General features: G+C 37.1%; 23 protein-coding genes and 1 riboswitch. Of the genes, 18 read left to right on the top strand and 5 right to left on the bottom strand.

The genetic code is table 11. The features are described 5' to 3' along the window. Window positions 1-14 precede the first annotated feature (14 nt). The 5 genes from KHA93_RS11265 to KHA93_RS11245 form a co-directional block, all read right to left on the bottom strand. Window positions 15-1,076 carry a Ger(x)C family spore germination protein gene (locus KHA93_RS11265; RefSeq protein ID WP_213110810.1) on the bottom strand — a complete coding sequence of 354 codons (1,062 nt, stop codon included), beginning with the start codon at window positions 1,074-1,076 and terminating at the stop codon, window positions 15-17. After that, the gene (locus KHA93_RS11260; protein WP_213110809.1) at window positions 1,073-2,155 is read right to left on the bottom strand and encodes a GerAB/ArcD/ProY family transporter; all 1,083 of its coding nucleotides are present in this window, start codon (window positions 2,153-2,155) and stop codon (window positions 1,073-1,075) included. Before KHA93_RS11260 ends, KHA93_RS11265 begins: the two co-directional genes overlap by 4 nt. A 21-nt stretch (window positions 2,156-2,176) precedes the next feature. Continuing rightward, the gene (locus KHA93_RS11255) at window positions 2,177-3,688 is read right to left on the bottom strand and encodes a spore germination protein (RefSeq protein ID WP_213110808.1); all 1,512 of its coding nucleotides are present in this window, start codon (window positions 3,686-3,688) and stop codon (window positions 2,177-2,179) included. Window positions 3,689-3,881: 193 nt separating this feature from the next. Further along, a complete protein-coding gene (locus KHA93_RS11250) occupies window positions 3,882-4,217 on the bottom strand; it encodes a spore coat protein (RefSeq protein ID WP_213110807.1) in 336 nt (111 codons plus the stop codon). 15 nt (window positions 4,218-4,232) lie between these two features. After that, window positions 4,233-4,532, bottom strand: coding sequence for a hypothetical protein (locus KHA93_RS11245; protein ID WP_213110806.1), 300 nt, complete (start codon window positions 4,530-4,532; stop codon window positions 4,233-4,235). A gap of 125 nt (window positions 4,533-4,657) precedes the next feature. Between KHA93_RS11245 and KHA93_RS11240 the strand changes: the two genes are divergently transcribed. The 18 genes from KHA93_RS11240 (at window position 4,658) to sufB (ending at window position 23,207) form a co-directional block, all read left to right on the top strand. Further along, window positions 4,658-5,575 (top strand): proline dehydrogenase family protein, encoded by a 918-nt coding sequence (locus KHA93_RS11240; protein WP_213110805.1) that lies wholly within the window; start codon window positions 4,658-4,660, stop codon window positions 5,573-5,575. Window positions 5,576-5,707: 132 nt separating this feature from the next. After that, window positions 5,708-8,092 carry a 3-hydroxyacyl-CoA dehydrogenase/enoyl-CoA hydratase family protein gene (locus tag KHA93_RS11235; protein WP_213110804.1) on the top strand — a complete coding sequence of 795 codons (2,385 nt, stop codon included), beginning with the start codon at window positions 5,708-5,710 and terminating at the stop codon, window positions 8,090-8,092. 20 nt (window positions 8,093-8,112) lie between these two features. Next, on the top strand, window positions 8,113-9,288 hold the full coding sequence (locus tag KHA93_RS11230) for an acetyl-CoA C-acetyltransferase (RefSeq protein ID WP_213110803.1): 1,176 nt from the start codon (window positions 8,113-8,115) through the stop codon (window positions 9,286-9,288). A 21-nt stretch (window positions 9,289-9,309) separates the two neighbouring features. Continuing rightward, window positions 9,310-11,094, top strand: coding sequence for an acyl-CoA dehydrogenase FadE (locus tag KHA93_RS11225; RefSeq protein WP_213110802.1), 1,785 nt, complete (start codon window positions 9,310-9,312; stop codon window positions 11,092-11,094). A gap of 143 nt (window positions 11,095-11,237) precedes the next feature. Further along, window positions 11,238-11,597: an arsenate reductase family protein gene (locus KHA93_RS11220; RefSeq protein WP_213110801.1), complete on the top strand. Its 360-nt coding sequence runs from the start codon at window positions 11,238-11,240 to the stop codon at window positions 11,595-11,597. A 72-nt stretch (window positions 11,598-11,669) separates the two neighbouring features. Further along, window positions 11,670-12,053 carry a glycine cleavage system protein GcvH gene (gene gcvH / locus KHA93_RS11215; RefSeq protein WP_213110800.1) on the top strand — a complete coding sequence of 128 codons (384 nt, stop codon included), beginning with the start codon at window positions 11,670-11,672 and terminating at the stop codon, window positions 12,051-12,053. Window positions 12,054-12,124: 71 nt separating this feature from the next. Further along, window positions 12,125-12,433, top strand: a complete 309-nt coding sequence (locus tag KHA93_RS11210; protein WP_213110799.1) for a thioredoxin family protein — start codon at window positions 12,125-12,127, stop codon at window positions 12,431-12,433. 122 nt (window positions 12,434-12,555) lie between these two features. Continuing rightward, window positions 12,556-12,662: riboswitch (SAM riboswitch) on the top strand. A gap of 104 nt (window positions 12,663-12,766) precedes the next feature. Further along, on the top strand, window positions 12,767-13,906 hold the full coding sequence (gene solA / locus KHA93_RS11205; RefSeq protein WP_213110798.1) for an N-methyl-L-tryptophan oxidase: 1,140 nt from the start codon (window positions 12,767-12,769) through the stop codon (window positions 13,904-13,906). Between the two features lie 69 nt (window positions 13,907-13,975). After that, the gene (locus KHA93_RS11200; RefSeq protein ID WP_213110797.1) at window positions 13,976-14,803 is read left to right on the top strand and encodes a MetQ/NlpA family ABC transporter substrate-binding protein; all 828 of its coding nucleotides are present in this window, start codon (window positions 13,976-13,978) and stop codon (window positions 14,801-14,803) included. A gap of 135 nt (window positions 14,804-14,938) precedes the next feature. Then, a complete protein-coding gene (locus tag KHA93_RS11195; RefSeq protein WP_213110796.1) occupies window positions 14,939-15,967 on the top strand; it encodes a methionine ABC transporter ATP-binding protein in 1,029 nt (342 codons plus the stop codon). Beyond that, entirely contained in the window at window positions 15,957-16,616 is a 660-nt protein-coding gene (locus KHA93_RS11190) for a methionine ABC transporter permease (protein ID WP_213110795.1), read from the top strand. Before KHA93_RS11195 ends, KHA93_RS11190 begins: the two co-directional genes overlap by 11 nt. Window positions 16,617-16,819: 203 nt before the next feature. Then, a complete protein-coding gene (locus KHA93_RS11185; RefSeq protein WP_213110794.1) occupies window positions 16,820-17,353 on the top strand; it encodes a hypothetical protein in 534 nt (177 codons plus the stop codon). Between the two features lie 310 nt (window positions 17,354-17,663). Next, window positions 17,664-17,816, top strand: coding sequence for a YuzK family famiily protein (locus KHA93_RS23945; protein ID WP_490710549.1), 153 nt, complete (start codon window positions 17,664-17,666; stop codon window positions 17,814-17,816). A gap of 204 nt (window positions 17,817-18,020) precedes the next feature. After that, window positions 18,021-18,806 carry a Fe-S cluster assembly ATPase SufC gene (gene sufC / locus KHA93_RS11180; RefSeq protein ID WP_213112885.1) on the top strand — a complete coding sequence of 262 codons (786 nt, stop codon included), beginning with the start codon at window positions 18,021-18,023 and terminating at the stop codon, window positions 18,804-18,806. A 17-nt stretch (window positions 18,807-18,823) separates the two neighbouring features. Beyond that, on the top strand, window positions 18,824-20,134 hold the full coding sequence (sufD, locus tag KHA93_RS11175) for a Fe-S cluster assembly protein SufD (protein WP_213110793.1): 1,311 nt from the start codon (window positions 18,824-18,826) through the stop codon (window positions 20,132-20,134). Next, window positions 20,134-21,363, top strand: coding sequence for a cysteine desulfurase (locus tag KHA93_RS11170; RefSeq protein ID WP_213110792.1), 1,230 nt, complete (start codon window positions 20,134-20,136; stop codon window positions 21,361-21,363). The genes sufD and KHA93_RS11170 overlap by 1 nt, the downstream gene beginning before the upstream one ends. Further along, on the top strand, window positions 21,353-21,787 hold the full coding sequence (sufU, locus tag KHA93_RS11165) for a Fe-S cluster assembly sulfur transfer protein SufU (protein WP_213110791.1): 435 nt from the start codon (window positions 21,353-21,355) through the stop codon (window positions 21,785-21,787). Before KHA93_RS11170 ends, sufU begins: the two co-directional genes overlap by 11 nt. 22 nt (window positions 21,788-21,809) lie before the next feature. Then, the gene (sufB, locus tag KHA93_RS11160) at window positions 21,810-23,207 is read left to right on the top strand and encodes a Fe-S cluster assembly protein SufB (protein ID WP_213110790.1); all 1,398 of its coding nucleotides are present in this window, start codon (window positions 21,810-21,812) and stop codon (window positions 23,205-23,207) included. The last annotated feature ends 170 nt before the right edge of the window (window positions 23,208-23,377 follow it).

Raw genomic sequence — 23,377 nt, 5'->3', positions numbered from 1 at the left:
TCCGTAGGGGCAGCCTATTCTAATGTTCCCGATTCCGTAATAGTAACTTTTGAATGGACATTGAACTTTACATTTTTATAATTTTCTTTCCATTTTTTTTCGTTAAAGTCCCTATGTTGTTGTCTAAATTTACGTTCGATTCCCACCGGGTCAATTCCCATATCTTGAAAATCTGTAAGATTCTTCTTAATTTTACTATTTATTTTCTCTTCAAGTTTTTTTGCAATTTTATTTGTTTTGGACCTGTTTAGTTTTTTTCCAGTATATTTTGTTATCGTTCCTATCATTTCATATTTAATATCAACTGTCATTGCATTCAGATCTGTCTTGATGGATGAACTAGATTTAATATTTTCAATAGTGGCTCCTTTATGATCTACTTGTACCACTAAAGTTCCTCTAAGGTGTTGATCGACTAATATTTTGAAGTAAAACATATCATTGACTGGAAGTTTATATACAAGTTTATCTTTATGAAAAATCGCAAGTCCATCTAATTCTACTTTATCTTCTGACACTTTTTTAAGTACAGGGAGATAGGAACCTTTCGCCTCTTGAAAAAAGTCGGAAGAAAATAAATGTAAGTTTGTATTCGGGATATTCCGATGCTTTATATTATTTTCAATCATCGACGAGATATATTTGGCTGATCCGTCAGGCTTATATTTTCCTAAAAGTAATTCATTCGCTGATCCCTCTGATATGGCTAAGTAAACACGAGAACCTATGCTCGCGTCTCTTTGTAACGTATCAATTATTGGAAATATTCCTCTTTCTGCTGTCTTCATATCAATGACGAATACATCTAATTCACTTGTTATAACTGGCCACTGTGCTTCCCTGGATAAATGATCGAGAATGCCAGCGCGATGGTTAATTGTCACGGTTATATTTTCGTCTTCTGCTTCTTTTTCCGCATTATATAAAGAATAGATAGCAGTGATTTTTATTTTATTGCCATCGATATAGTCTATTCCTCCTGCATTGGTCAGTGTTAAATCATCGAGAATACTTGTTTGGACGCATCCCGATAACAAGGGGGAGAACAAAAACAGGATTAGAATAGACTTTTTCATTTCTTCACCTTCTTAACAATTAGTAAGATCAAAAATAATAGTGGGATATAAAAGAAATTGATAATAAGACCTACTTGATTGATATGATTAACTAATGAAACGATTTGCAATCTTGTTTGAAAAAGTGGAACAATAACTAAGATTACTGTTGATAACCAGATCATGCCGCTTCGTTGAGTGATATTTAATGTTTTTTTCATGATTCTACTGGCACACCAAAGTGGTATGCAAATAATGGGGAGTATGACAATAAACCATGTTGCGATTCCGATATATTCAAACCTCCACATAAATGAAAACTTTACTATTTTCCAAATTGATAATGTCGCCCAAATAATATGTTGGAGCTGAGGTTCACTGTAATATCCAAATGAAATAAATGTAATATATAAATAAATGATGCAAGTTAATATCAATCCAAGATGTGCCCAAAGTTTCGATTTTTTTGGATTCTGAATAAATGGATAATAATAAAGCAATGTTTCGTATCCGATGTAAAGAAACGACATTTTCCACGTTGCTCTTAAAATATCTTTAAAGGAATGGTGAAATAATGGAAGAAAATCACTATAATCCGAATACGGTACGGCAAATAGAAACATAAAAAATAAATAAAAAGGAACGACAACGCTAAAAAAAGCAATACCTGTAACAGACCTTAAACCACCATTCACAATATAAATCGCTAAAAGTAGGAAGATAAAGGCAAACCAAAAAACGTTTAAATCTGGAAAAAGCCAAATTTGCAAAATTTCAATATAGGAACGCATTATGGAAATGATAAGGGCGATAAAATAACTTGCGAAAATAAGATTGAATAGGCCGCCAACTACTTTACCAAATAGATAGGAATGGGTTTCATTCAAATCACCCTTTCCCATTTCTGCAATTTTATAAATTAAAAATAGTACGACATGCGATAAGATGCATGCAATCAAGACAGCAATCCAGGAATCATATCCTGCAATATTGGATATTTGCCGTTGGAAACCAAGGACGCCGACTCCAACTTGCATAGAATGGACGAGGAAAAAGACGAGATACGGAGCAACTTGCTTTCCCTTTAAAGTACTGTCCATTAAAATGGCCTCCCACTTAAATCATTCATCAATATCTTTATATTTTTTTGGTTTTTTTGATTGAAAACGTACAGGTTTTTCACTTTGTAAATAACCTGGACGTAATCTTTCATAGTAAAAAGGAAATCTTATGAAAGAATCCTTTAAGTCAGTTAGCCTTGGCGGATAAAGCGGTTCTAAATAAGGTCGGCCAAGTGATTTCAGTTGGATAAGATGTGCCAATATGATGCAGGAATTAACGGCAATTCCTAGAAAGCCCCATAATTGGGCAGAAAGTAAAAATGGGAAGCGGATTAATCGGATTGTCGTACTAATTTTATATACTGGCGTCGTAAAAGACGCCAGTGCAGCAATTGAAACAAGAATTAAGAGTACATTACTTGTCAGACCTGCTTCAACTGATGCTGTCCCAAGAACAATACCGCCTACGATGCCAATTGTTTGTCCAACTTTTGTTGGTAGGCGTGCCCCTGCTTCCCGAAGGAGTTCAATTGTAATCTCTAAGAACAATGCTTCTAAAAAAGGAGGAAAGGGGACGTGTTGTCTTGAGCTTATAAGCGCAGGAAGCAAATCTTTAGGAATGATTTGCGGGTGATACGTTAATATGGCTACATACATCGGAGTAGCAAAAATCGAACCAACTACTCCTATTATTCTTAGAAGCCGGATAAAAGAAGCAACTATCCAATTCATTAAATAATCTTCCGCAGAACTGAAAAAAGACATAATGGAAGATGGCCCCATAATGGCAAAAGGGGATCCATCGACGATTGCAGCAACCTTTCCTTCAGTAAGTGATGTTATGACTTTTAAAGGTCTTTCACTATTTAGTAGTTGAGGAAATGGAGAATTTTTATTGTCTGCTATCATTTCTTCAATAAAAGAACTATCTTGAATTTGGTCAAAATGGATATCCTTTATTCTTTGTGTAATGGTGTTTACATCTTGCATTCTTGTAAGACCGTCGATATAAATGATAGCGACCCTTGTTTTTGTCAATGTTCCAACTAAAACTTCATCAATAACAAGCTCTTTAATAGGCAGTCTTATTCTAATTAAGTTAAGGTTCTTTTCAATAGCCTCTACGAAGCTTTCTTTTGGTCCACCAACGGTAAACTCTACTTCAGATGGGGAAATTTCGCGTCCAACTTCAGCCGCTGCAGGTAATAATGCAACAGTTTTATCATTGGGGTCGATCCTAATCATCATACATCCTGTCATTAATTTTTCTTCGATATCGGCAGGATCGGATGAAATATGGCATTCGCGTGATGGAATCAAATATTTTAAATCTTTAAGAGTATGAAATTTCCCATATAATAAGTAAGGCATTAGATCCTTCTGGATTATTTTGTTATCAATTAAAGTAGAAATAAATGAAACTTGAAATGATGTGTTTGTCAGTTCATTGATTGCCTTCGATTGCTTAAAATCCTTTGATTTTGCTAATTGTTCAATGACTTCAGGAAGGGATGTTACCGGGTTAACGTTATTAGTAGAGATCTTCTTTTGCTTTTTTGAAAAAATATCCATTTAACCATCCCTTCCGAATTATTCACTAATTTATTTGTGCCCTTGCACGAATAAATTATGCTAAAAAGAAAAGCGGAAAAGGTTTGAACGGGGGGATATGCAAATTTTAGTTTGTGCTTTAAATCTCTAGATTTTAAAACATACAGCTGGACACAAAAAGAGATGCAAACAGCATTGCTTGCATCTCTCACGATCATTGTAATTGGCCATTATATGGGAATTGATTTGTGTATCCTGAATGTTGCTGATAAGATTGTTGGATCTTTTGTGTATCCTGTGCCTCCATCTTATACCAGCCTTTTTGAAACATGAGATTGTATAGTTCTCGTTGCATTTGTTGTGTTTCATTAAAGATTAATAATAAATCATCGTATAAATGTTTATGGCTCGCTTCATGAAGAGCTGTTGTATAAGATTGTGTCATATATTTTTCAGTGGAAAGCATGTCATTTAAAAAGTCTCGATCGTTCATTTGTGGTGTTTTTGGAACTTGTGTTGACGGATTTTGGATTTTATTTTGATTTTGCATCGTGGACCTCCTATATTATTGCATAATAGAATTGTTTTGTTGTTTTTCCTCTAAATGTCCAAGAATTTTCATATAATGTCGTTGATGCATTTGACCACAAGCATCTATTTGAGTTTTGATTTGTTGATCTTGACATTGGGTAGCAGCAAAATGTGCTTTCTTCATTACAAGTAAATTCCATGCCAACATATCATTTATATAGTTTAAATCCTTTGTCGTAATAACATGTGGTGGTTGTTGCATGATTTGTTGTTGATTTTGCTGCATCATATTTTGCTGATTTTGCATTTGCTGATTCATCTGTTGGTTTTGCATTTCTTTTACCTCCTCATTTTTTCTTCATTCTTTTATCATGCCTGTCCAATTTCTTTTTATGTACCGAATAAAAAATGATAAAATAAAAGCGGTTACAACAACGAATTTTAGGGGAGAAATAAACAATGGAGAAAACGATGCGTGCTTTCTTTTTATTTTTATCAAAAAACAGATTTCTAACCAATTTGGCAAAGAAATACGGACTTCGTTTTGGGGCATCCAAGTTTGTGGCAGGAGAGACAATTGAAGAAGCTATAAAGGTTATTAAAGTGTTAAATAAAAAAGGATTATCTGTCACGATCGATTATTTAGGAGAGTTTGTAGATAGTGAAAAAGAAGCGTATGAAATGACCGAGAATTCAATCAAGGCTATTCAAGCTATTCGAAGAGAAGGACTTAATTCCCAATTATCATTGAAGCTTACGTCAATGGGGCTAGATATATCTGATAAGGTCGTCCTCCATAATATGCGCAGAATTATGGACGCAGCGGTTGAAAATAATGTGTTCGTTACGATTGATATGGAAGACTATTCTAGATGTGAAAAGACTTTGCGAATCTTTAAGATGCTTAAATCGGAATACGATAATATTGGGACGGTTTTACAAGCTTATTTGTATCGTACCGAAAAAGATTTACACCATCTTGATGATTTTTCCCCAAATTTACGGCTTGTAAAAGGTGCCTATAAAGAATCAGCTGAGGTTGCCTTTCCTTTAAAAGAAGATGTTGATGAAAACTTTAAAAAATTGATTTCTACACATATATTAAACGGTCATTTTACTGCTATCGCGACTCATGATGATGCGATTATTGAATATACAAAACAATTTGTATCACAGCATAAAATAGGAGGCGACTTATTTGAATTTCAAATGCTTTATGGAATTAGGTCCGAACGACAGCTCGATCTCGTTCAAGAAGGATACAATATGAGAGTGTATGTCCCATATGGAACGGACTGGTATGGATATTTCATGCGCAGACTGGCAGAAAGGCCCGCAAACGTCGCATTTGTATTAAAAGGAATTTTCAAAAAATAAATAGATTAAAAGATTGCACATAAAGAATATTTTCGATATATTAATAATAATTATATACTCATTCGTGAGTAATTTTTTTACCGAAAAAATGAATGAGTATTCATTCAAAAAAAGTTAGAGGGGGAGTTACTTTTGGCATTCAGCATAAAAAAGGCTGCTGTAATCGGTTCTGGAGTAATGGGTTCAGGAATCGCAGCACATCTCGCAAATGTTGGCATTCCAGTTTTATTGCTTGATATTGTTCCTAAAGAATTAACAAAGGAAGAAATGGCAAAAGGGCTGTCATTGGAAGATAAGACAGTACGGAATCGTATGGTAAATTCAGCGCTTACAAGACTGTTGAAACAAAAGCCAGCACCTCTTACACATAAAGAACACTTATCGTATATCCATACTGGCAATCTTGAAGATGATGTAGAAAAATTATCAGAAGTTGATTGGATCATTGAAGTAGTCGTAGAAAACCTCGATGTTAAAAGAAAAGTGTTTGAACTAATCGATAAATATAGGAAGGAAGGCTCAATCGTTAGCTCCAACACATCAGGAATATCCGTTAATGCAATGGCAGAAGGACGATCGGAAGATTTCCAAAAACACTTTTTAGGTACACATTTTTTTAACCCTCCTCGTTATTTGAAGTTATTGGAAATCATCCCAACTGAAAAGACAAATCCCGATGTTCTAACATATATGCATCAATATAGTGAGAATGTTTTAGGTAAAGGTGTCGTCATCGCAAAGGACACCCCGAATTTTATTGCGAACCGAATTGGTACTTATGGTTTGCTTGTGACTGTACGCGAAATGTTAAAAGGTGGATTCAGTATTGGCGAAGTGGACTCAATTACCGGTACATTAATAGGTCGTCCCAAAAGTGCCACTTTCCGTACTTTGGACGTTGTTGGCCTCGACACATTTATCCATGTTGCGAATAATGTTTATGAGCAAGTTGAAGGTGATGAAAAGCAAGTTTTTAAAGTACCAGAATTTATGATAAAAATGCATAAAAATGGTTGGCTCGGCAGTAAATCTGGTCAAGGGTTTTATTTGAAAAAAGGGAAAGACATTTTGGAATTGAATCCGGAAAACTTTGAATACGAACCCCAAAAAAGCTTAAAGACACCTGGTATTGAAATGGCAAAGCAAGCAAAAGGGACAGCACAAAAAATGAAAGCGCTTGTATTCTCAGAAGACAAAGCTGGAAAACTGCTTTGGGATATAATGGCTCCGGTTCTGGCCATTTCTGCTGAACTTTTAGGTGAAATAGCAGATACAATTGTATCGATTGATCATGCAATGAAATGGGGCTTTGGCTGGAGATTAGGACCTTTTGAAACATGGGATGCTATCGGGGTTGAAAAATCAGTTCGGAAAATGGAGGAGCAAGGTATTCAAGTTCCATTATGGGTAAAAGAGATGCTCGAAGCAGGGCATTCATCCTTTTATAAAGAGCAAGACGGACGCCAGTTATATTTTTCAAACGGCGAATATAAAGAAATAGTAAGAAATACGAAAGAAATCGACTTGAATCTATTAAAAAAAGAAGGAAAAGTACTTAAGAAAAATAGCGGTGCTAATTTAATAGACTTGGGAGATGGCGTACTTTTACTAGAGTTCCAGTCACCGAATAATGCCATTGGATTTGATATTATCCAGATGATTAATTATGCCATTGATGAAACAGAAAAGCATTATAAAGGGCTAGTGATTGGGAATCAAGGCAAAAACTTCTGTGTAGGCGCCAACCTTGCCATGATCTTAATGACCGCTCAAGACGATGATATTTATGAAATTGATATGGTTGTACGTCAATTCCAGCAAGCAATGATGAGAATTAAATACAGCAAAAAACCAGTTGTGGCTGCACCCTTTGGTATGACTCTTGGTGGAGGAGCTGAAGTGTGTCTACCTTGCTCGCACATTCAAGCGTCGATGGAAACATATATTGGGCTCGTCGAAACAGGAGTCGGACTAATTCCAGGTGGTGGGGGAAACAAGGAACTGTATTTGAAGTTGTTAAACGAAATGCCAGACGGAGTGGAAATTGATCTACAAAAAGTGGCAAATCGTGTTTTTGAAACTATTGCAATGGCAAAGGTAACTACTTCTGCAGAGGAAGGAAAGGAAAATCATTTCTTAAATGATCATGACGGCATTAGTGTCAATGGAGATCATCTATTATATGATGCAAAACAAGCTGTCCTTAAATTGAATGAACAAGGGTATCAACCACCAACTCGTAAAAAAATCCCTGTTACAGGTGAAACAGGATACGCAACACTTTTACTTGGAGCAGAAGCTATGCATCTATCAGGCTATATTTCTGATCATGATATGAAAATTGCGAAAAAACTTGCGTATGTCATTGCGGGAGGCAAACTGCCTTTTGGAACAGAAGTGGATGAACAATATTTACTAGATTTAGAGCGAAAAGCATTTTTAAGTTTAATAGCTGAGCCGAAATCTCAACAACGTATGCAGTATATGCTTGTGAAAGGAAAACCACTAAGAAACTAAAAAATGAAAGTGGGGATACCATGCGGGGAGCTGTCATTGTTGCAGGAGCAAGGACACCTGTAGGAAGAGCAAAAAAAGGAACACTTGCTCATATGCGTCCAGATGATTTAGGGGCAATTGCTGTTAAAGAAACACTGAAACGAGCAGGCGATTATGAAGGGAATATCGATGATTTAATAATCGGCTGTGCCATGCCTGAAGCGGAGCAAGGTATGAACATGGCAAGGTATATCGGAGTGCTCGCAGGACTTCCGAACACAGTTCCTGCGATTACGATCAATCGATACTGTTCATCCGGTTTGCAGTCGATCGCATATGCAGCAGAAAGAATAATGCTAGGGAACGCTGACACGATTATTGCCGGTGGAGCGGAATCTATGAGTCTTGTTCCGATGATGGGCCACGTCGTTCGGCCGAACATCGAAATTGCTGAAAACATGCCGGAATATTATATGGGAATGGGACATACGGCTGAAGAAGTGGCAAAAAGATTCAATATTACACGTGAAGATCAAGATGCATTTGCGGTCAAAAGTCATCAAAAAGCTGCGCGGGCGATTGCTGAGGGGAAATTCGATGAAGAAATCGTTCCTGTGCATGTTGTATCTCGTACCGTAAATGAAGATAACAAGCTCGTGGAAAAGAATATTGAATTTGCGATGGATGAAGGTGTTCGCCCTAACACAAATATGGAAGTCCTTTCAACTCTTCGTCCAGCCTTTTCCATCAATGGTACAGTTACTGCTGGGAATGCATCGCAAACGAGTGATGGTGCTGCAGCGGTGATGGTTATGGATCGAGAAAAAGCGAATTCTTTAGGATTCTCTCCAATAGTAAAATTCCGATCGTTTGCAGTTGCAGGAGTTGCACCTGAAATTATGGGAGTCGGTCCAGTCGAAGCAGTTCCAAAAGCTTTAAAAATGGCAGGGTTAGAGCTGTCTGATATTGGTCTTTTTGAATTAAATGAAGCATTTGCTTCTCAATCCATACAAGTCATCCGTCAGTTAGGATTAGATGAGGAAATTGTGAATGTGAACGGTGGCGCGATAGCCCTTGGACACCCACTTGGCTGCACTGGAACTAAGTTAACACTCACGCTTGCTCATGAAATGAAGCGCAGAAATGTTCAATTTGGTGTGGTGACGATGTGTATAGGTGGAGGCATGGGAGCGGCAGGAGTATTTGAGCTGATTTAGATCAATCGGGAGGGAAAATCGATGGAAAGTAAAACAGAGAAGCTGATTAAAGGTGGAGTTTTCTTAATCGAAGATATTTCTGCTGACCAAATGTTCACACCTGAAGACTACACTGATGAACAAAAAATGATTTATAAAACGAGTGAAGACTTTGTCGTTAACGAGGTTTTACCTCTTGTAGAAAAATTAGAAAATCAAGAGTTTAACCATTCGGTTGATTTATTAAAGCAAGCAGGTGAGCTAGGTTTGTTGGGGGCTGATGTACCAGAAGAGTACGGTGGATTGGGACTTGATAAAGTGAGTTCATCCCTAATTTCCGAAGCGATGTCAAGAGCGGGGGGATTTTCCATTTCTCACGGGGCACACGTAGGAATTGGCTCCCTTCCAATTGTTCTCTTTGGTAATGAGGAACAAAAGAAAAAGTACTTGCCTGTACTTGCCACAGGAGAAAAATTAGCTGCTTACGCATTAACTGAACCTGGATCTGGGTCAGACGCACTTGGAGCCAAAACTAATGCAAAATTAAATGAAGCAGGAACGCATTATATATTAAATGGAGAAAAGCAATGGATTACTAACTCCGCCTTTGCCGATGTATTTATCGTTTATGCGAAAATTAATGGTGAACATTTTTCCGCCTTTATAATCGAACGTGATTTTCCTGGGGTTTCGACTGGTGCGGAAGAAAAGAAAATGGGAATCAAAAGTTCATCAACACGTACTCTTATTTTAGAAGATGCACAAGTACCTGTTGAGAATTTGCTAGGTGAAGTAGGCAAAGGACACCGTATAGCATTCAACATTTTAAATATTGGGCGTTATAAGCTTGGAGTTGGGGCTGTAGGTGGTTCAAAGAGGGCACTTGAAATTACGCTTCAATATGCAAATCAACGTAAGCAATTTAAAACACCAATATCACAATTCAATCTAACAAAGGAAAAGTTCGGAACACTTGGAGCGGAATTGTATGCGGCTGAAAGCTCTGTTTATCGTACAGTAGGCTTGTTTGAAGATCGCATGAGCAACCTGACGGAAGAACAAATTAAAAATGGTACGGATGTAGCAAGCTCTATTGCAGAATATGCGATTGAATGCTCATTGAATAAAGTTTTTGCATCTGAAGTTCTCGACCATGTTGTAGATGAAGGAGTTCAAATCCATGGCGGCTACGGCTATATGCAAGAATATGAAATAGAAAGAGCATATCGTGATTCACGGATAAATCGTATTTTTGAAGGAACAAATGAAATTAATCGATTGCTTGTTCCAGGCACTTTTCTACGGAAAGCGTTTAAAGGGGAGCTTCCACTATTTGAAAAAGCGCAAAACTTGCAAGAAGAATTGATGATGTTAATGCCTGAGGAACCAAGTGATGCTCCACTTGAACAAGAAAAACATTTAATTAGAGGAACGAAAAAAGTAGCCCTAATGATTGCTGGGCTTGCTGCACAAAAATTCGGGCAGGCACTGGAAAAGGAACAAGAAATTTTAGCGAAACTTGCAGATATTGTATCTTTTGCATATTCAATGGAATCAGCCATGCTTCGCACTGAAAAATCAATAAGTAAAGTTGGACTAGAAAAAAGCACACAAAAACTTCTCTATACACAAATTTTCTGCCAAGACTCTATCGTAAAAGTTGAACAACTAGCAAGAGAATCTCTTGCAGCGATAGAGGAAGGCGATATGTTCAGAATGATGAATTCAGCATTAAGGAAATTGATTCGCCATACACCTATTAATGTTATCTCTAAAAAACGCGAAGCATCTGAACGATTAATTGAAACTGAAAGATTTGTAGTATAAGTGAGAATATAGGAGAGTATCGGAGTAAGAACGATACTCTCCTTTTTGTGGAGTTTACTACATTTCCGAACATAGAATGGTTAATATAATAATCATTTTTATGTTATAATCAGTACAATGGTTAATTAGGAGGGAAATGAAGATTGGTTTTAAGCTTTTATTGCTATCCAAAATGCGGAACTTGCCGTCAAGCAAAAAAATGGTTGGATGAACACCAAATTGATTACAATGAAATACATATCGTTGAAAATCCTCCATCTAGTGAGGAAATGGAGAACATTTATAAAAGCAGTCATTTTGAGCTGAAGAAATTTTTCAATACGAGTGGAAATAAATATCGGGAGCTTGGATTGAAAGATAAAATAGGGACCGCAACTGAAAAGGAACTATTAGATATACTTGTCAGTGACGGAATGCTTATAAAGCGTCCTTTAATAACGGATGGCCATGACGTTACAGTTGGATTTAAAGAAGATGAATATGAAAAGACTTGGTTGAAATAATAGAACGATTTCTTGATTTTACCAAAGTGTTTTTGTACATTAATAATAGGATAATATCATGGAGGGATCTAGATGAATACACCAAAAGAATTGCGATATTCTGAAGAACATGAGTGGGTAAAAGTAGAAGAAGGAAAAATTCGAATTGGAATTACTGACTTTGCACAATCAGAATTAGGAGATATTGTTTTCGTTGAACTTCCAGAAGTAGGAGACGAGGTTACTGCAGACGAGCCTTTCGGAAGTGTAGAATCTGTTAAAACGGTTTCCGAACTTTATGCCCCACTTAGTGGAAAAGTTGTTGCAGTAAACGAAGATCTGGATGACAGCCCAGAATTCGTAAACGAATCTCCATACGAAAAAGCTTGGATGATTGTCATTGAACCATCTGATTTAAGTGAATTGGACAATCTGATGTCCGCAGATGAATATGAAAAAATGACTAGTGAAGAATAAATTTTATAATAAAGATGCACCAAGGCTGATTGCTAAGGTGCATTTTTCTAATTAAAGGATGGAAATCATTTATGAAAGATGTAACTAAAGAAGATATCATGGTAATGATCGATCAACATGAAACAACCATGCTTTATTTTTACACCCCACTTTGCGGAACTTGTCAAGTCGCAGGAAAGATGCTTGGAGTCGTGGAGCAAATGTTTCCTAATCTTTTATTTGGAAAAGCTGATTTAAATTATGTACCAGAACTCGCTAAAAACTTTTCAATAGAAAGTGTTCCTTGTTTATTGATTTTGAAGGAAGGCAAGGTTCAAGAAAAAATATATGCATTTAAATCTGTGCCTTATTTACACGAATTGATATCAAGCTACTCCTGACTTTTGTCCTATAATATACAAAATTTCGACAAAATTTCTAGGAGTTTTTTCGTTTTTTTAGTTGACTAGTAAAATACCCTATGATAATATGACTTTCATACCTTACAACTTTATATCTTTAACTCTTATCAAGAGAGGTGGAGGGATGTGCCCGATGAAGCCCGGCAACCATCACGTATGTGAAAAGGTGCCAATTCACACAAAGCGTTATAGCTTTGAAAGATGAGGGGAAGGATTTTAATTTATTTATGCCTTTCTGCTCATTATTGCAGGAAGGCATTTTTATTTATAAAGTACCTTCTCCAAATGATATTTTACAGCGAGGTGAAAAACATGAGTAAGCAGTTAGAATGGGATGTAGCTGTAATTGGCTTAGGTTCTATGGGAAGCTTCGCTTTTTGGCAATTGGCTCGAATGGGAGTCAATGTTGTCGGCTTTGACCGCTATAGACCTGGTCATGATAAAGGGGCAGGTCATGGAGAAACTAGGATTTTTCGAACTGCTTATGGCGAAGGTGTTGAATACGTTCCTTTACTTAAAGAAGCGAGATCACTTTGGAGAGAACTAGAAGCGGAAACAGGCGCAGAGTTATACACCGAAAACGGTGGTACGATGTTTGGACCAAAGGACGATATTTTCATCAAAACCGTTGAGGAAAGCGTCCATACTTTTAACCTTCCCCATAAAAAATATTCGGGAACTGAGGCTAAAAAAGTATATCCGCAAATTAATTTCAAAGAAAATCAAGTAGCGATCTTTGAAGAATATGCTGGCTATCTTAAGCCTGAGCTATCTATTGAAATAGCCGTTAACCGTGGAGAGGAATTAGGTGGTACGGTCTTTACAGACAGCCCAGTAAAAAGTATTCAAGCAGATGAAGATGGGGTTACAATTTTTTGCGAAGATAAACAGTTTAGAGCAAAAAAGGTTATTGTTTCTTCAGGTGGATGGACTTCACACCTTCTTCCAGATTTAAAATTACCGCTTTCTTTGGAACGACAAGTTTTAGTATGGTATGAAGCAAACAATCCGGAGCAATTCACATCAGAAAAATTCCCTATTTTCTCGAGAATGAAAGATGGAATTGGATTTTATGGATTCCCTACTGTTGATGGAAAGACAGTCAAAGTCGCCCTTCATCATGGAGGACAAATTGTGAATCATCCTGATGAAGTAGATAGAGAAATTCACGAGTCAGATGTAGATCCTGTTACCGAAAAAGTGAAAGAGTACTTCCCGGATCTTATTCCAGTTCCGGTAAAAGCAAAAACATGCTTTTATACGAATACACCGGATGAACATTTTATCCTTGGACCAGCGCCAGGATTGCCAAATGTCACACTACTCGGGCCAATGGCGGGACATGGATTCAAGTTCGCCCCAATCATGGGGAAAATTGCGGCAGAGATAGCAACAGATAAAACACCGACATTAGAGATTAGTATGTTTGACCCAAGTCGTTTTAATAAATAAGAAGCAAAGTAAGGACAATTACTAAGTCACGTAAATTTAACAAAAAAAAATAGAATGAGGGATATCATAATGAAAAAATTAATTGCTGTAATATTACTTGGATTAACTTTAGTATTATCTGCATGTGGATCGAATGGTAAATCAGATGTCATTAAAGTAGGTACAACTACATCAGAAGTTCCAACTTGGAACCTTGTAAAAGAACTAGCTGAAAAACAAGACATAAAAATTGAAATTGTAAAATTCGATGATTATGTTCAACCAAACCTTGCTGTAGATAGCGGAGAAATTGATATTAATGCATTCCAAACAATTGTTTATTTTGATAGCTTTAAAGAAGACCGTAAACTTGATTTAGCTGCGATTGGAACAACAAATATTTGGCCAATGGGAATTTACTCCAAAAAAATTAAAGATATTAGCGAATTAAAAGATGGGGATCAAATTGTTATTCCTAAAGACCCAACAAACTTAGGAAGAGCCCTTTTACTACTACAAAAAGCTGGTGTTATTACATTGAAAGAGGGATTTGATGGCACTGGTGGGGTAGAAAATATTGCCGAAAATCCTAAAAACTTAAAAATCACTACTGTTGATGCTGGACAAACAGCTCGCGGTCTTGACGATGCAACTGCTTCTATTATTAACTCTGACATGGCAATTAATGCAGGTCTAAATCCAACAAACGATCCTGTTTTCAGAGAAGATTCAAGCAATAAAGCTTACGTCAATATCATCGCAGCTCAAGCAAAACGTAAAGATGATGAAACATTAAAGAAAATTGTTGACATCTACCATACAGATGAAGTGAAAAGCTTCATTGAAAAAGAATTTAACGGTGCTGCTGTTCCTGTAAGAGAGCCGATTTCATTCTTAGATGACTATAAACAAAACTAATAGCGTGACCCATATAACATTAGCCTGTTTTCTATAAAACAGGCTAATGTTATATGTAATTAGTGATATTTTTATATTTTTCATGTAAAATCGTAGTGCTTGCTGAAAATATTTTAAGGATTAAGGAGAAAACATATGCTTGTATTTCAAGATGTTCATAAAGTGTATGGGAAACATAAAGAGAAACAAGTCGTAGCCTTACAAGGGATCAATCTCACTGTGAATAAAGGTGAAATATTTGGAGTAGTCGGTTTTAGTGGTGCAGGTAAAAGTACATTGATTAGATGTGTCAATTTATTAGAACGGCCTACATCTGGAAAAGTATTGATTAATGATGTTGATTTACTAACTTTATCACCGAAGGAATTACGGGAGCAAAGAAAGAAAATTGGCATGATCTTTCAAAACTATAACTTATTGCACTCGAAAACCATTTTCCAAAACGTAGCAATGCCGCTTATTTTGGAAGGGAAGTCAAAAGAATATATTAAGAAGAAAGTTACTGAATTGTTATCCTTTGTTGGATTAGAAGACAGAATGAATCATTATCCTGAACAGTTATCTGGAGGTCAGAAGCAAAGGGTCGGGATTGCACGTGCACTTGCAACAGATCCGGATATTCTTTTATGTGATGAAGCTACGTCTGCGCTTGACCCAAGTACAACAGAATCTGTGTTGGAATTATTAAGGAAAGTAAGGGAAGAATTTGACCTCACTATTTTAATGATTACACATGAAATGAATGTTATTCGAGATGTTTGCGATAAAGTTGCTGTTATTGAAGGTGGGAAAATTGTTGAACAAGGATCGGTCATCGATGTGTTTACCGAACCTAAAACAGAGATTGCCAGAAGTTTTGTCAGAACGGTACTAAATGATGCAACTCCTGATTCTATTAAGGAATTGATTAAGGCTAAATCAGGAAAAACGTATCGAGTCATCTTTAAAGGGCTTTCCACAAGCGCACCTCTATTATCTGACACTGCAAAAAAATTCCCAGTTGATTTGAATGTATTTCATGGAATGCTCACTGAATTGCAAGGAATTCCGTTCGGAAACTTGTTGGTGAACATACAGGGGGATTCTGAAGAAATTGAACGAGCTGTTCAATATATGAAAGATCAAGCGGCGATTGTAAGGGAGGTAACTACCGATGCACTTTGAGCCTTGGTTTTGGCCAGAGTTTTTTAAAGCCTTATATCAAACATTTTATATGGTAGGGATTGGACTTATTATATCTATTATCATTGGTATCCCGATAGGTGTTACGCTAGTCGTTACAAGAGAAGGTGCCATTTTAGAAAATAAAACAATCTATAATGTACTGAACGTAGTCATTAACATATTTAGATCCATTCCATTCATTATTCTATTAGTGGCAATTATTCCATTTACCCGTTTTATCGTCGGCACATCTATTGGTACAACTGCAGCTATTGTCCCACTTGTTCTATATACGGCTTTTTATATTGGAAGACTAATTGAAAACTCATTATTGGAAGTTGATAAAGGAACAATTGAATTAGCACAAGCAATGGGAGCAACCCCTTGGCAAACAATTTGGCGCTTTTTACTTCCAGAAGCTTTAGCCTCTATTGTTCTCGCTTTAACTGTCGCAACAATCGGTTTGATTGGTGCATCTGCAATGGCAGGTGCAGTTGGAGCGGGTGGAATTGGAGATTTGGCGATAACGTATGGATATAACCAGTTTAAAACCGAAATCATGATCATCACCGTTATTACATTAATCATCATGGTGCAATTAGTTCAATCACTTGGAAACTGGTTTGCAAAAAAAATTAGAAGAAATTAATTAAATTCCGGGCACATTTGCTCGGAATTTTTATATCGATAAGGCAAGAACATAGTCTAGTAAAGACAGATTCCATCTAGTTTAATTGATATGCTTGTTCTTAGGAATTTGCTAAGCCTTCAATTGAAATATTGAAGGAAATTGGCGCAGTTCTGTGCTTCATCTGTCTCTTGCTGGACAAAGAGTTCAATGAATTACGAATTATGTCCATCATTCGTCTCTTGATGGACAAAAAGTTCTGCGAAATATGGACTTTGTGCATTAACCGCCTCTTGTTGGACAAAACGTTCGGTGAATTACGAATTTTGTCCATTAACCGCCTTTTGTTGGACAAAACGTTCGGTGAATTACGAATTATGTCCATTAACCGTCTCTTGTTGGACAAAGCGTTCGGTGAATTACGAATTATGTCCATTAACCGCCTCTTGTTGGACAAAGCGTTCGATGAATTACGAATTATGTCCATCACCCGTCTCTTGTTGGACAAAACGTTCGATGAATTACGAATTATGTCCATTAACCGTCTCTTGTTGGACAAAGTGTTCGGTGAATTACGAATTATGTCCATTAACCGCCTCTTGTTTGACAAAACGTTCGGTGAATTACGAATTATGTCCATCATCCGTCTCTTGATGGACAAAAAGCTCAGCGAACTGCGGATTATGTCCCTCATCCACTTCATGTTGGACAAAACTTCCAACGATTTGAATCTTGTCCTTCCTACACCTCAACTTTAGATAAAACGTTGGTTGAAATTCCGCAAATCCCTACTGATTGGCTTTGAACACGATACAATAAGATCCTTAATAAAACGTAGTACTTTATAATCAGATTTACATATCGTTATTTATTATTACCATCATATCCAATGCACTCACCCGTCGACATTTGTTCACTTTTTTCTTCAATTTTTTTGTTTTCTAGCATGTTTTTTTCATATATAATTGGGAATGTGAAAAAGAGTGTAGTCATTTTTAGACACCAGGTCTGAACAAATGAAAGGATTGGTTTTTTATTAATACCTTAAATATTCAGTACACAAATGGTATGGAAAAAGCGATGTACGGTGCACACGGAGTGGGGTACGAAACGTATAAACGTCAACATCAAGTAAGAGTGATAATTGAGAAAAAACGTGAAAAAGAGTATGTTCTTTCTCAAAGATTAAGATCGGATTTGGAGCGAAAAATTCATTCTTGATTTCTATATAATAATGAAGAAATGCGGTAAATCAAAGGGCGGACGTAATTTACGTCGGCCCTTTAAAATTGTGGTGATTCACGCAGTCAAGTTGAGAATCCCATCTAGTTGATAATAATTTTAATATGATATAAGATAAGAATGAGAATAAATTGAGAATGAACTCATCAAAATAAGAAAATCACTTGTTTATACGGAGGTATGATCATGGCTTCAACATTAACAATTAAGGATCTTCATGTGTCAATTGAAGATAAGGAGATATTAAAAGGTGTAAACCTTGAAATAAAAGGTGGAGAAATCCACGCTATCATGGGTCCAAATGGTACAGGTAAATCAACATTATCTTCTGCTATTATGGGGCATCCAAAATATGAAGTAACAAGTGGTTCCATCACGCTTGATGGCGAAGATGTATTAGAAATGGAAGTTGATGAGCGTGCTCGTGCAGGCTTGTTCCTTGCTATGCAATATCCAAGTGAAATTAGTGGAGTGACAAATTCTGACTTCCTTCGCACATCTATCAATGCTCGTCGCGAAGAAGGAAAAGAAATTTCATTAATGAAATTTATCCGTGAAATGGATAACACGATGGAATTGCTTGAAATGGATCCAAATATGGCTCAACGCTATTTAAATGAAGGATTCTCAGGTGGGGAAAAGAAGCGTAATGAAATTTTACAATTGATGATGCTTCAACCTCAAATTGCTATTTTAGATGAAATTGACTCAGGTCTTGATATAGATGCATTAAAAATTGTATCTAAAGGTATTAACGAAATGCGTTCAAGTGACTTCGGTTGCTTAATCATTACTCACTATCAACGCCTTCTTAACTATATTACTCCTGACCATGTCCATGTGATGATGCAAGGTCGTATTGTAAAATCTGGCGGACCAGAACTTGCTCAACGCTTGGAAGCAGAAGGTTATGACTGGATCAAAGCTGAACTTGGAATTGAAGATGAAACAGTTGGTCAGGAAGCATAAGCGTAAGGAGGATCATAATGACAATCGATACGAAAATGACAATAGATCAGGATTATATCCGTTCTTTTTCATCTGAAAAAGGCGAACCTGAATGGCTTACCGAGTTGAGACTCGAGGCTATCGCTTTAGCAGATGAAAAAGCTCTGCCGAAACCGGATAAAACAAGAATAAATAATTGGAATTTTACAGATTTCACAAAGCATCAATCTGAGGGAACTAAATTCCAATCACTAGATGAACTGCCTGAAGCTGCAAAATCATATGTAAATATAGAGAAAACGAATCAAAATCTATATATTCAACATAATCAAACTCCAGCCTATCTTTCTATTTCAGAAGATTTGAAGCAACAAGGTGTAATTTTTACGGATATTATCACTGCCGCTAAAGAATATCCTGAGCTCGTTCAAAAATATTTTATGAAAAATGCTGTAAAAGTCGATGAGCATAAACTCACTGCTTTTCATGCTGCTTTGTTAAATGGCGGCGCGTTCCTCTATATTCCTAAAAACGTTGATGTAAAAGATCCAGTTCAAGCTGTTTTTATTTTTGATGATAAAGACGCTGCAATGTTTAACCACGTACTTATTGTTGCAGATGATAATAGTTCTGTCACATATGTGGAAAACTATATTTCAACGAATGAAGAAGTAAATGGGATCGCAAATATTGTAGCGGAAGTCATTGCTAATAATAATGCGAAAATCGTCTTTGGTGCAGTTGACACATTAGCAAAAGGTTCTACAACTTATGTAAACCGTCGTGGTATAACAGGCAGAGATGCTACAGTTGATTGGGCTCTTGGTATGATGAATGATGGCAATACCATCTTTGAAAATATTACAAACTTAATCGGCGATGGTTCAAGCAGTGATGCTAAAACGGTTGTTGTCGGTAGAGGACAACAAACTCAGAACTTTACGACAAGTATCGTCCATTTCGGAAAAAATTCAACTGGACATATTTTAAAGCACGGTGTCATGAAAGATGCTGCCTCTTCTATATTTAATGGAATTGGTAAAATTGAAAAAGGTGCTTCAGGAGCAAATGCTGAACAAGAATCTCGTGTATTAATGTTAAGTGAAAAAGCTCGTGGAGATGCAAACCCAATTTTATTAATCGATGAAGATGATGTAGTTGCAGGACACGCGGCATCTGTAGGCCGTGTGGATGAACTCCAACTCTACTATTTAATGAGCAGAGGGATTACACGTGCCGAAGCAGAAGTATTGATCATTCACGGTTTCTTGGCACCAGTTGTAGAAAATCTTCCAATTGAAGCTGTAAAACAACAGCTTACAGACATTATCGAAAGGAAACTAAGATAATGAACAATTATGAGGTTCGCAAACTTTTTCCAATTCTTGACCAGGAAGTAAACGGGCATCCACTCGTATATCTGGACAGCGCTGCGACCTCACAAAAGCCTGTACAGGTAATTGAAGTGTTAGATGAATACTATCGTGAATATAATTCTAACGTTCACCGTGGGGTTCATACACTTGGAACGAGGGCAACTGATCGATATGAAGCTGCTCGTGAAAAGGTAAGAAAATTCATCAATGCTGCTTCAATAGAAGAAATCATTTTTACTCGAGGAACGACTACTGCTCTAAATACAGTTGCAATAAGTTTTGGAATGGAAAATCTCAGAGAAGATGATGAGATTGTCATTTCGTATATGGAACATCATAGTAATATTATCCCGTGGCAGCAGTTAGCGAAGCGCACTGGTGCGAGACTAAAATATTTACCACTTCAAGAAGATGGTTCAATTAGTCTTGAAGATGCACGCGAGACCATAAGTTCAAAAACGAAAATTGTTTCAATCATGTACGTTTCTAATGTACTTGGAGTCATAAATCCAATAAAAGAGTTAGCTAAAATAGCCCATGAGAATGGTGCGGTTATGGTTGTAGACGGTGCCCAAGCTGCTCCTCATATGAAAATAGACGTCCGTGATTTAAACTGTGATTTCTTCGCTTTTTCCGGACATAAAATGTGTGGTCCAACAGGAATCGGCGTATTATATGGAAAAAGAGAGCATCTTGAAAAGATGGAGCCAATTGAGTTTGGTGGAGAAATGATTGATTTTGTTGGTCTGCAAGAATCGACGTGGAAAGAGCTTCCGTGGAAATTTGAAGCAGGAACCCCGATCATTGCAGGTGCAATCGGACTTGGTGCAGCGATTGATTTCTTAAATGAAATCGGTCCGGAAAATATTTTAGAACATGAACATCGACTAGCAGCTTACGCACTTGAAAAAATGTCCTCCATTGAAGGTCTTACGATTTATGGACCGAAAGAGGCAGAAAACCGAGTAGGCGTAATTACGTTTAATTTAGAAGATGTACATCCACATGATGTAGCAACAGTTTTAGACTCTGAAGGAATTGCAATTCGAGCGGGGCATCATTGTGCCCAGCCACTGATGAAATGGTTGAACGTTTCTTCAACGGCGAGAGCAAGCTTTTATTTATACAACACGGAACAAGACATTGATAGGCTTGTTGATGGGCTTGTCAAAACAAAGGAGTATTTCACGAATGTCTTTTAATAACCTAGATGCACTCTACCGTCAAGTGATTATGGATCATTATAAAAACCCGCGCAATAAAGGCAGCCTGGGTGATGGGAACCTGACTGTCGATATGAATAATCCGACATGTGGAGACCGGATCCATCTTACAATGAAGGTGGAGGACGGAAAGGTAACAGATGCGAAGTTCGAAGGTGAAGGGTGTTCCATCTCGATGGCGTCTGCGTCGATGATGACGCAAACGATCATTGGGCAGGACGTCGAGACAGCAACTAAACTTTCGCATATTTTCTCCGACATGATTCAAGGAAAAGACTACGATGATGAAAACCTAGACCTAGGTGATATCGAAGCGTTGCAGGGTGTTTCAAAGTTTCCTGCACGTATCAAATGTGCAACTCTAGCATGGAAAGCAATGGAAAAAGGGTTGCATGAGCAATAATAATAGAATGGAGGAATGAAGAATGGCTAAAAAAGCACCAGAAATCGGTGATTACAAATATGGCTTCCGAGATCGTGACGTCTCCATTTTCCGTTCTGAGCGCGGATTAACGAGAGAAATCGTTGAGGAAATCTCAAAAATGAAGCAAGAACCACAATGGATGCTAGATTTCCGCTTAAAAGCACTTGAGCATTTTTATAAAATGCCAATGCCGCAATGGGGTGGAGATTTAAACTCACTAAACTTTGACGAGATTACGTATTACGTTAAACCGTCTGAGCAAACAGAACGTACGTGGGATGAAGTTCCAGAAGAAATCAAACAAACTTTTGACAAACTAGGTATTCCAGAGGCAGAACAAAAATATCTTGCAGGTGTTTCTGCTCAATACGAATCCGAAGTTGTGTATCATAACATGAAGCAAGACCTTGAAGATATGGGGATTGTTTTTAAAGATACAGATTCCGCTTTAAAGGAAAATGAAGATATTTTCCGTGAGCACTGGGCAACAGTTATTCCACCAACTGACAATAAGTTCGCTGCATTGAACTCTGCAGTTTGGTCCGGTGGATCGTTTATTTACGTACCTCCTGGCATTAAGGTAGATACACCGCTACAAGCTTATTTCCGAATCAATTCAGAAAATATGGGGCAATTCGAGCGTACACTAATTATTGTTGATGAGGGTGCTTCTGTACACTATGTTGAAGGATGTACAGCTCCTGTATATACAACAAATTCTCTTCATAGTGCAGTAGTTGAAATTATCATTAAAAAAGATGCGTATTGCCGTTATACTACAATCCAGAACTGGGCGAATAACGTATACAACCTCGTTACGAAACGTGCAGTTTGTGAAGCGAATGCGACAATGGAATGGGTTGATGGAAATATCGGATCCAAACTAACGATGAAATACCCAGCCGTATTGTTAAAAGGTGAAGGTGCACGTGGTATGACTTTATCCATTGCACTTGCAGGAAAAGGTCAACACCAAGATGCAGGAGCAAAAATGATGCACTTAGCTCCAAATACTTCTTCAAGTATTGTATCTAAATCAATCTCACAACATGGTGGAAAAGTAACTTATCGTGGTATCGTTCATTTTGGACGTAAAGCGGACGGTGCTAAATCTACGATTGAGTGCGACACCATCATTCTTGATAATAAATCAACTTCTGATACGATTCCATACAATGAGATTTTGAATGATAATATCTCATTGGAGCATGAAGCGAGAGTTTCGAAAGTGTCTGAAGAACAACTCTTCTATTTAATGAGCCGTGGAATCGGTGAACAAGAAGCGACTGAAATGATCGTTATGGGCTTCATCGAACCATTCACAAAAGAACTTCCAATGGAATATGCGGTTGAAATGAACCGACTTATCAAGTTCGAAATGGAAGGTAGTATCGGATAATTATTTTTAAACCCTGATGCAAGTTTCATCAGGGTTTAATTTATGGCGAATTTTTTTGCCGATTCAAAGGAGGCGAACTTTTGATGTTCGTCTTCTTCTATTTTTTCTGTAATATCACGGTAAGTTTCAGCAGTAATGTAGATCTGTTTTTTTATAAATCAAAATACAAT

This window comes from Lederbergia citrisecunda (assembly GCF_018343695.1).
Lineage (GTDB): Bacteria > Bacillota > Bacilli > Bacillales > Bacillaceae_C > Lederbergia > Lederbergia citrisecunda.
The sequence above is the reverse complement of the archived record's forward strand: the minus strand, read 5'-3'. Positions and strand labels throughout refer to the sequence as shown.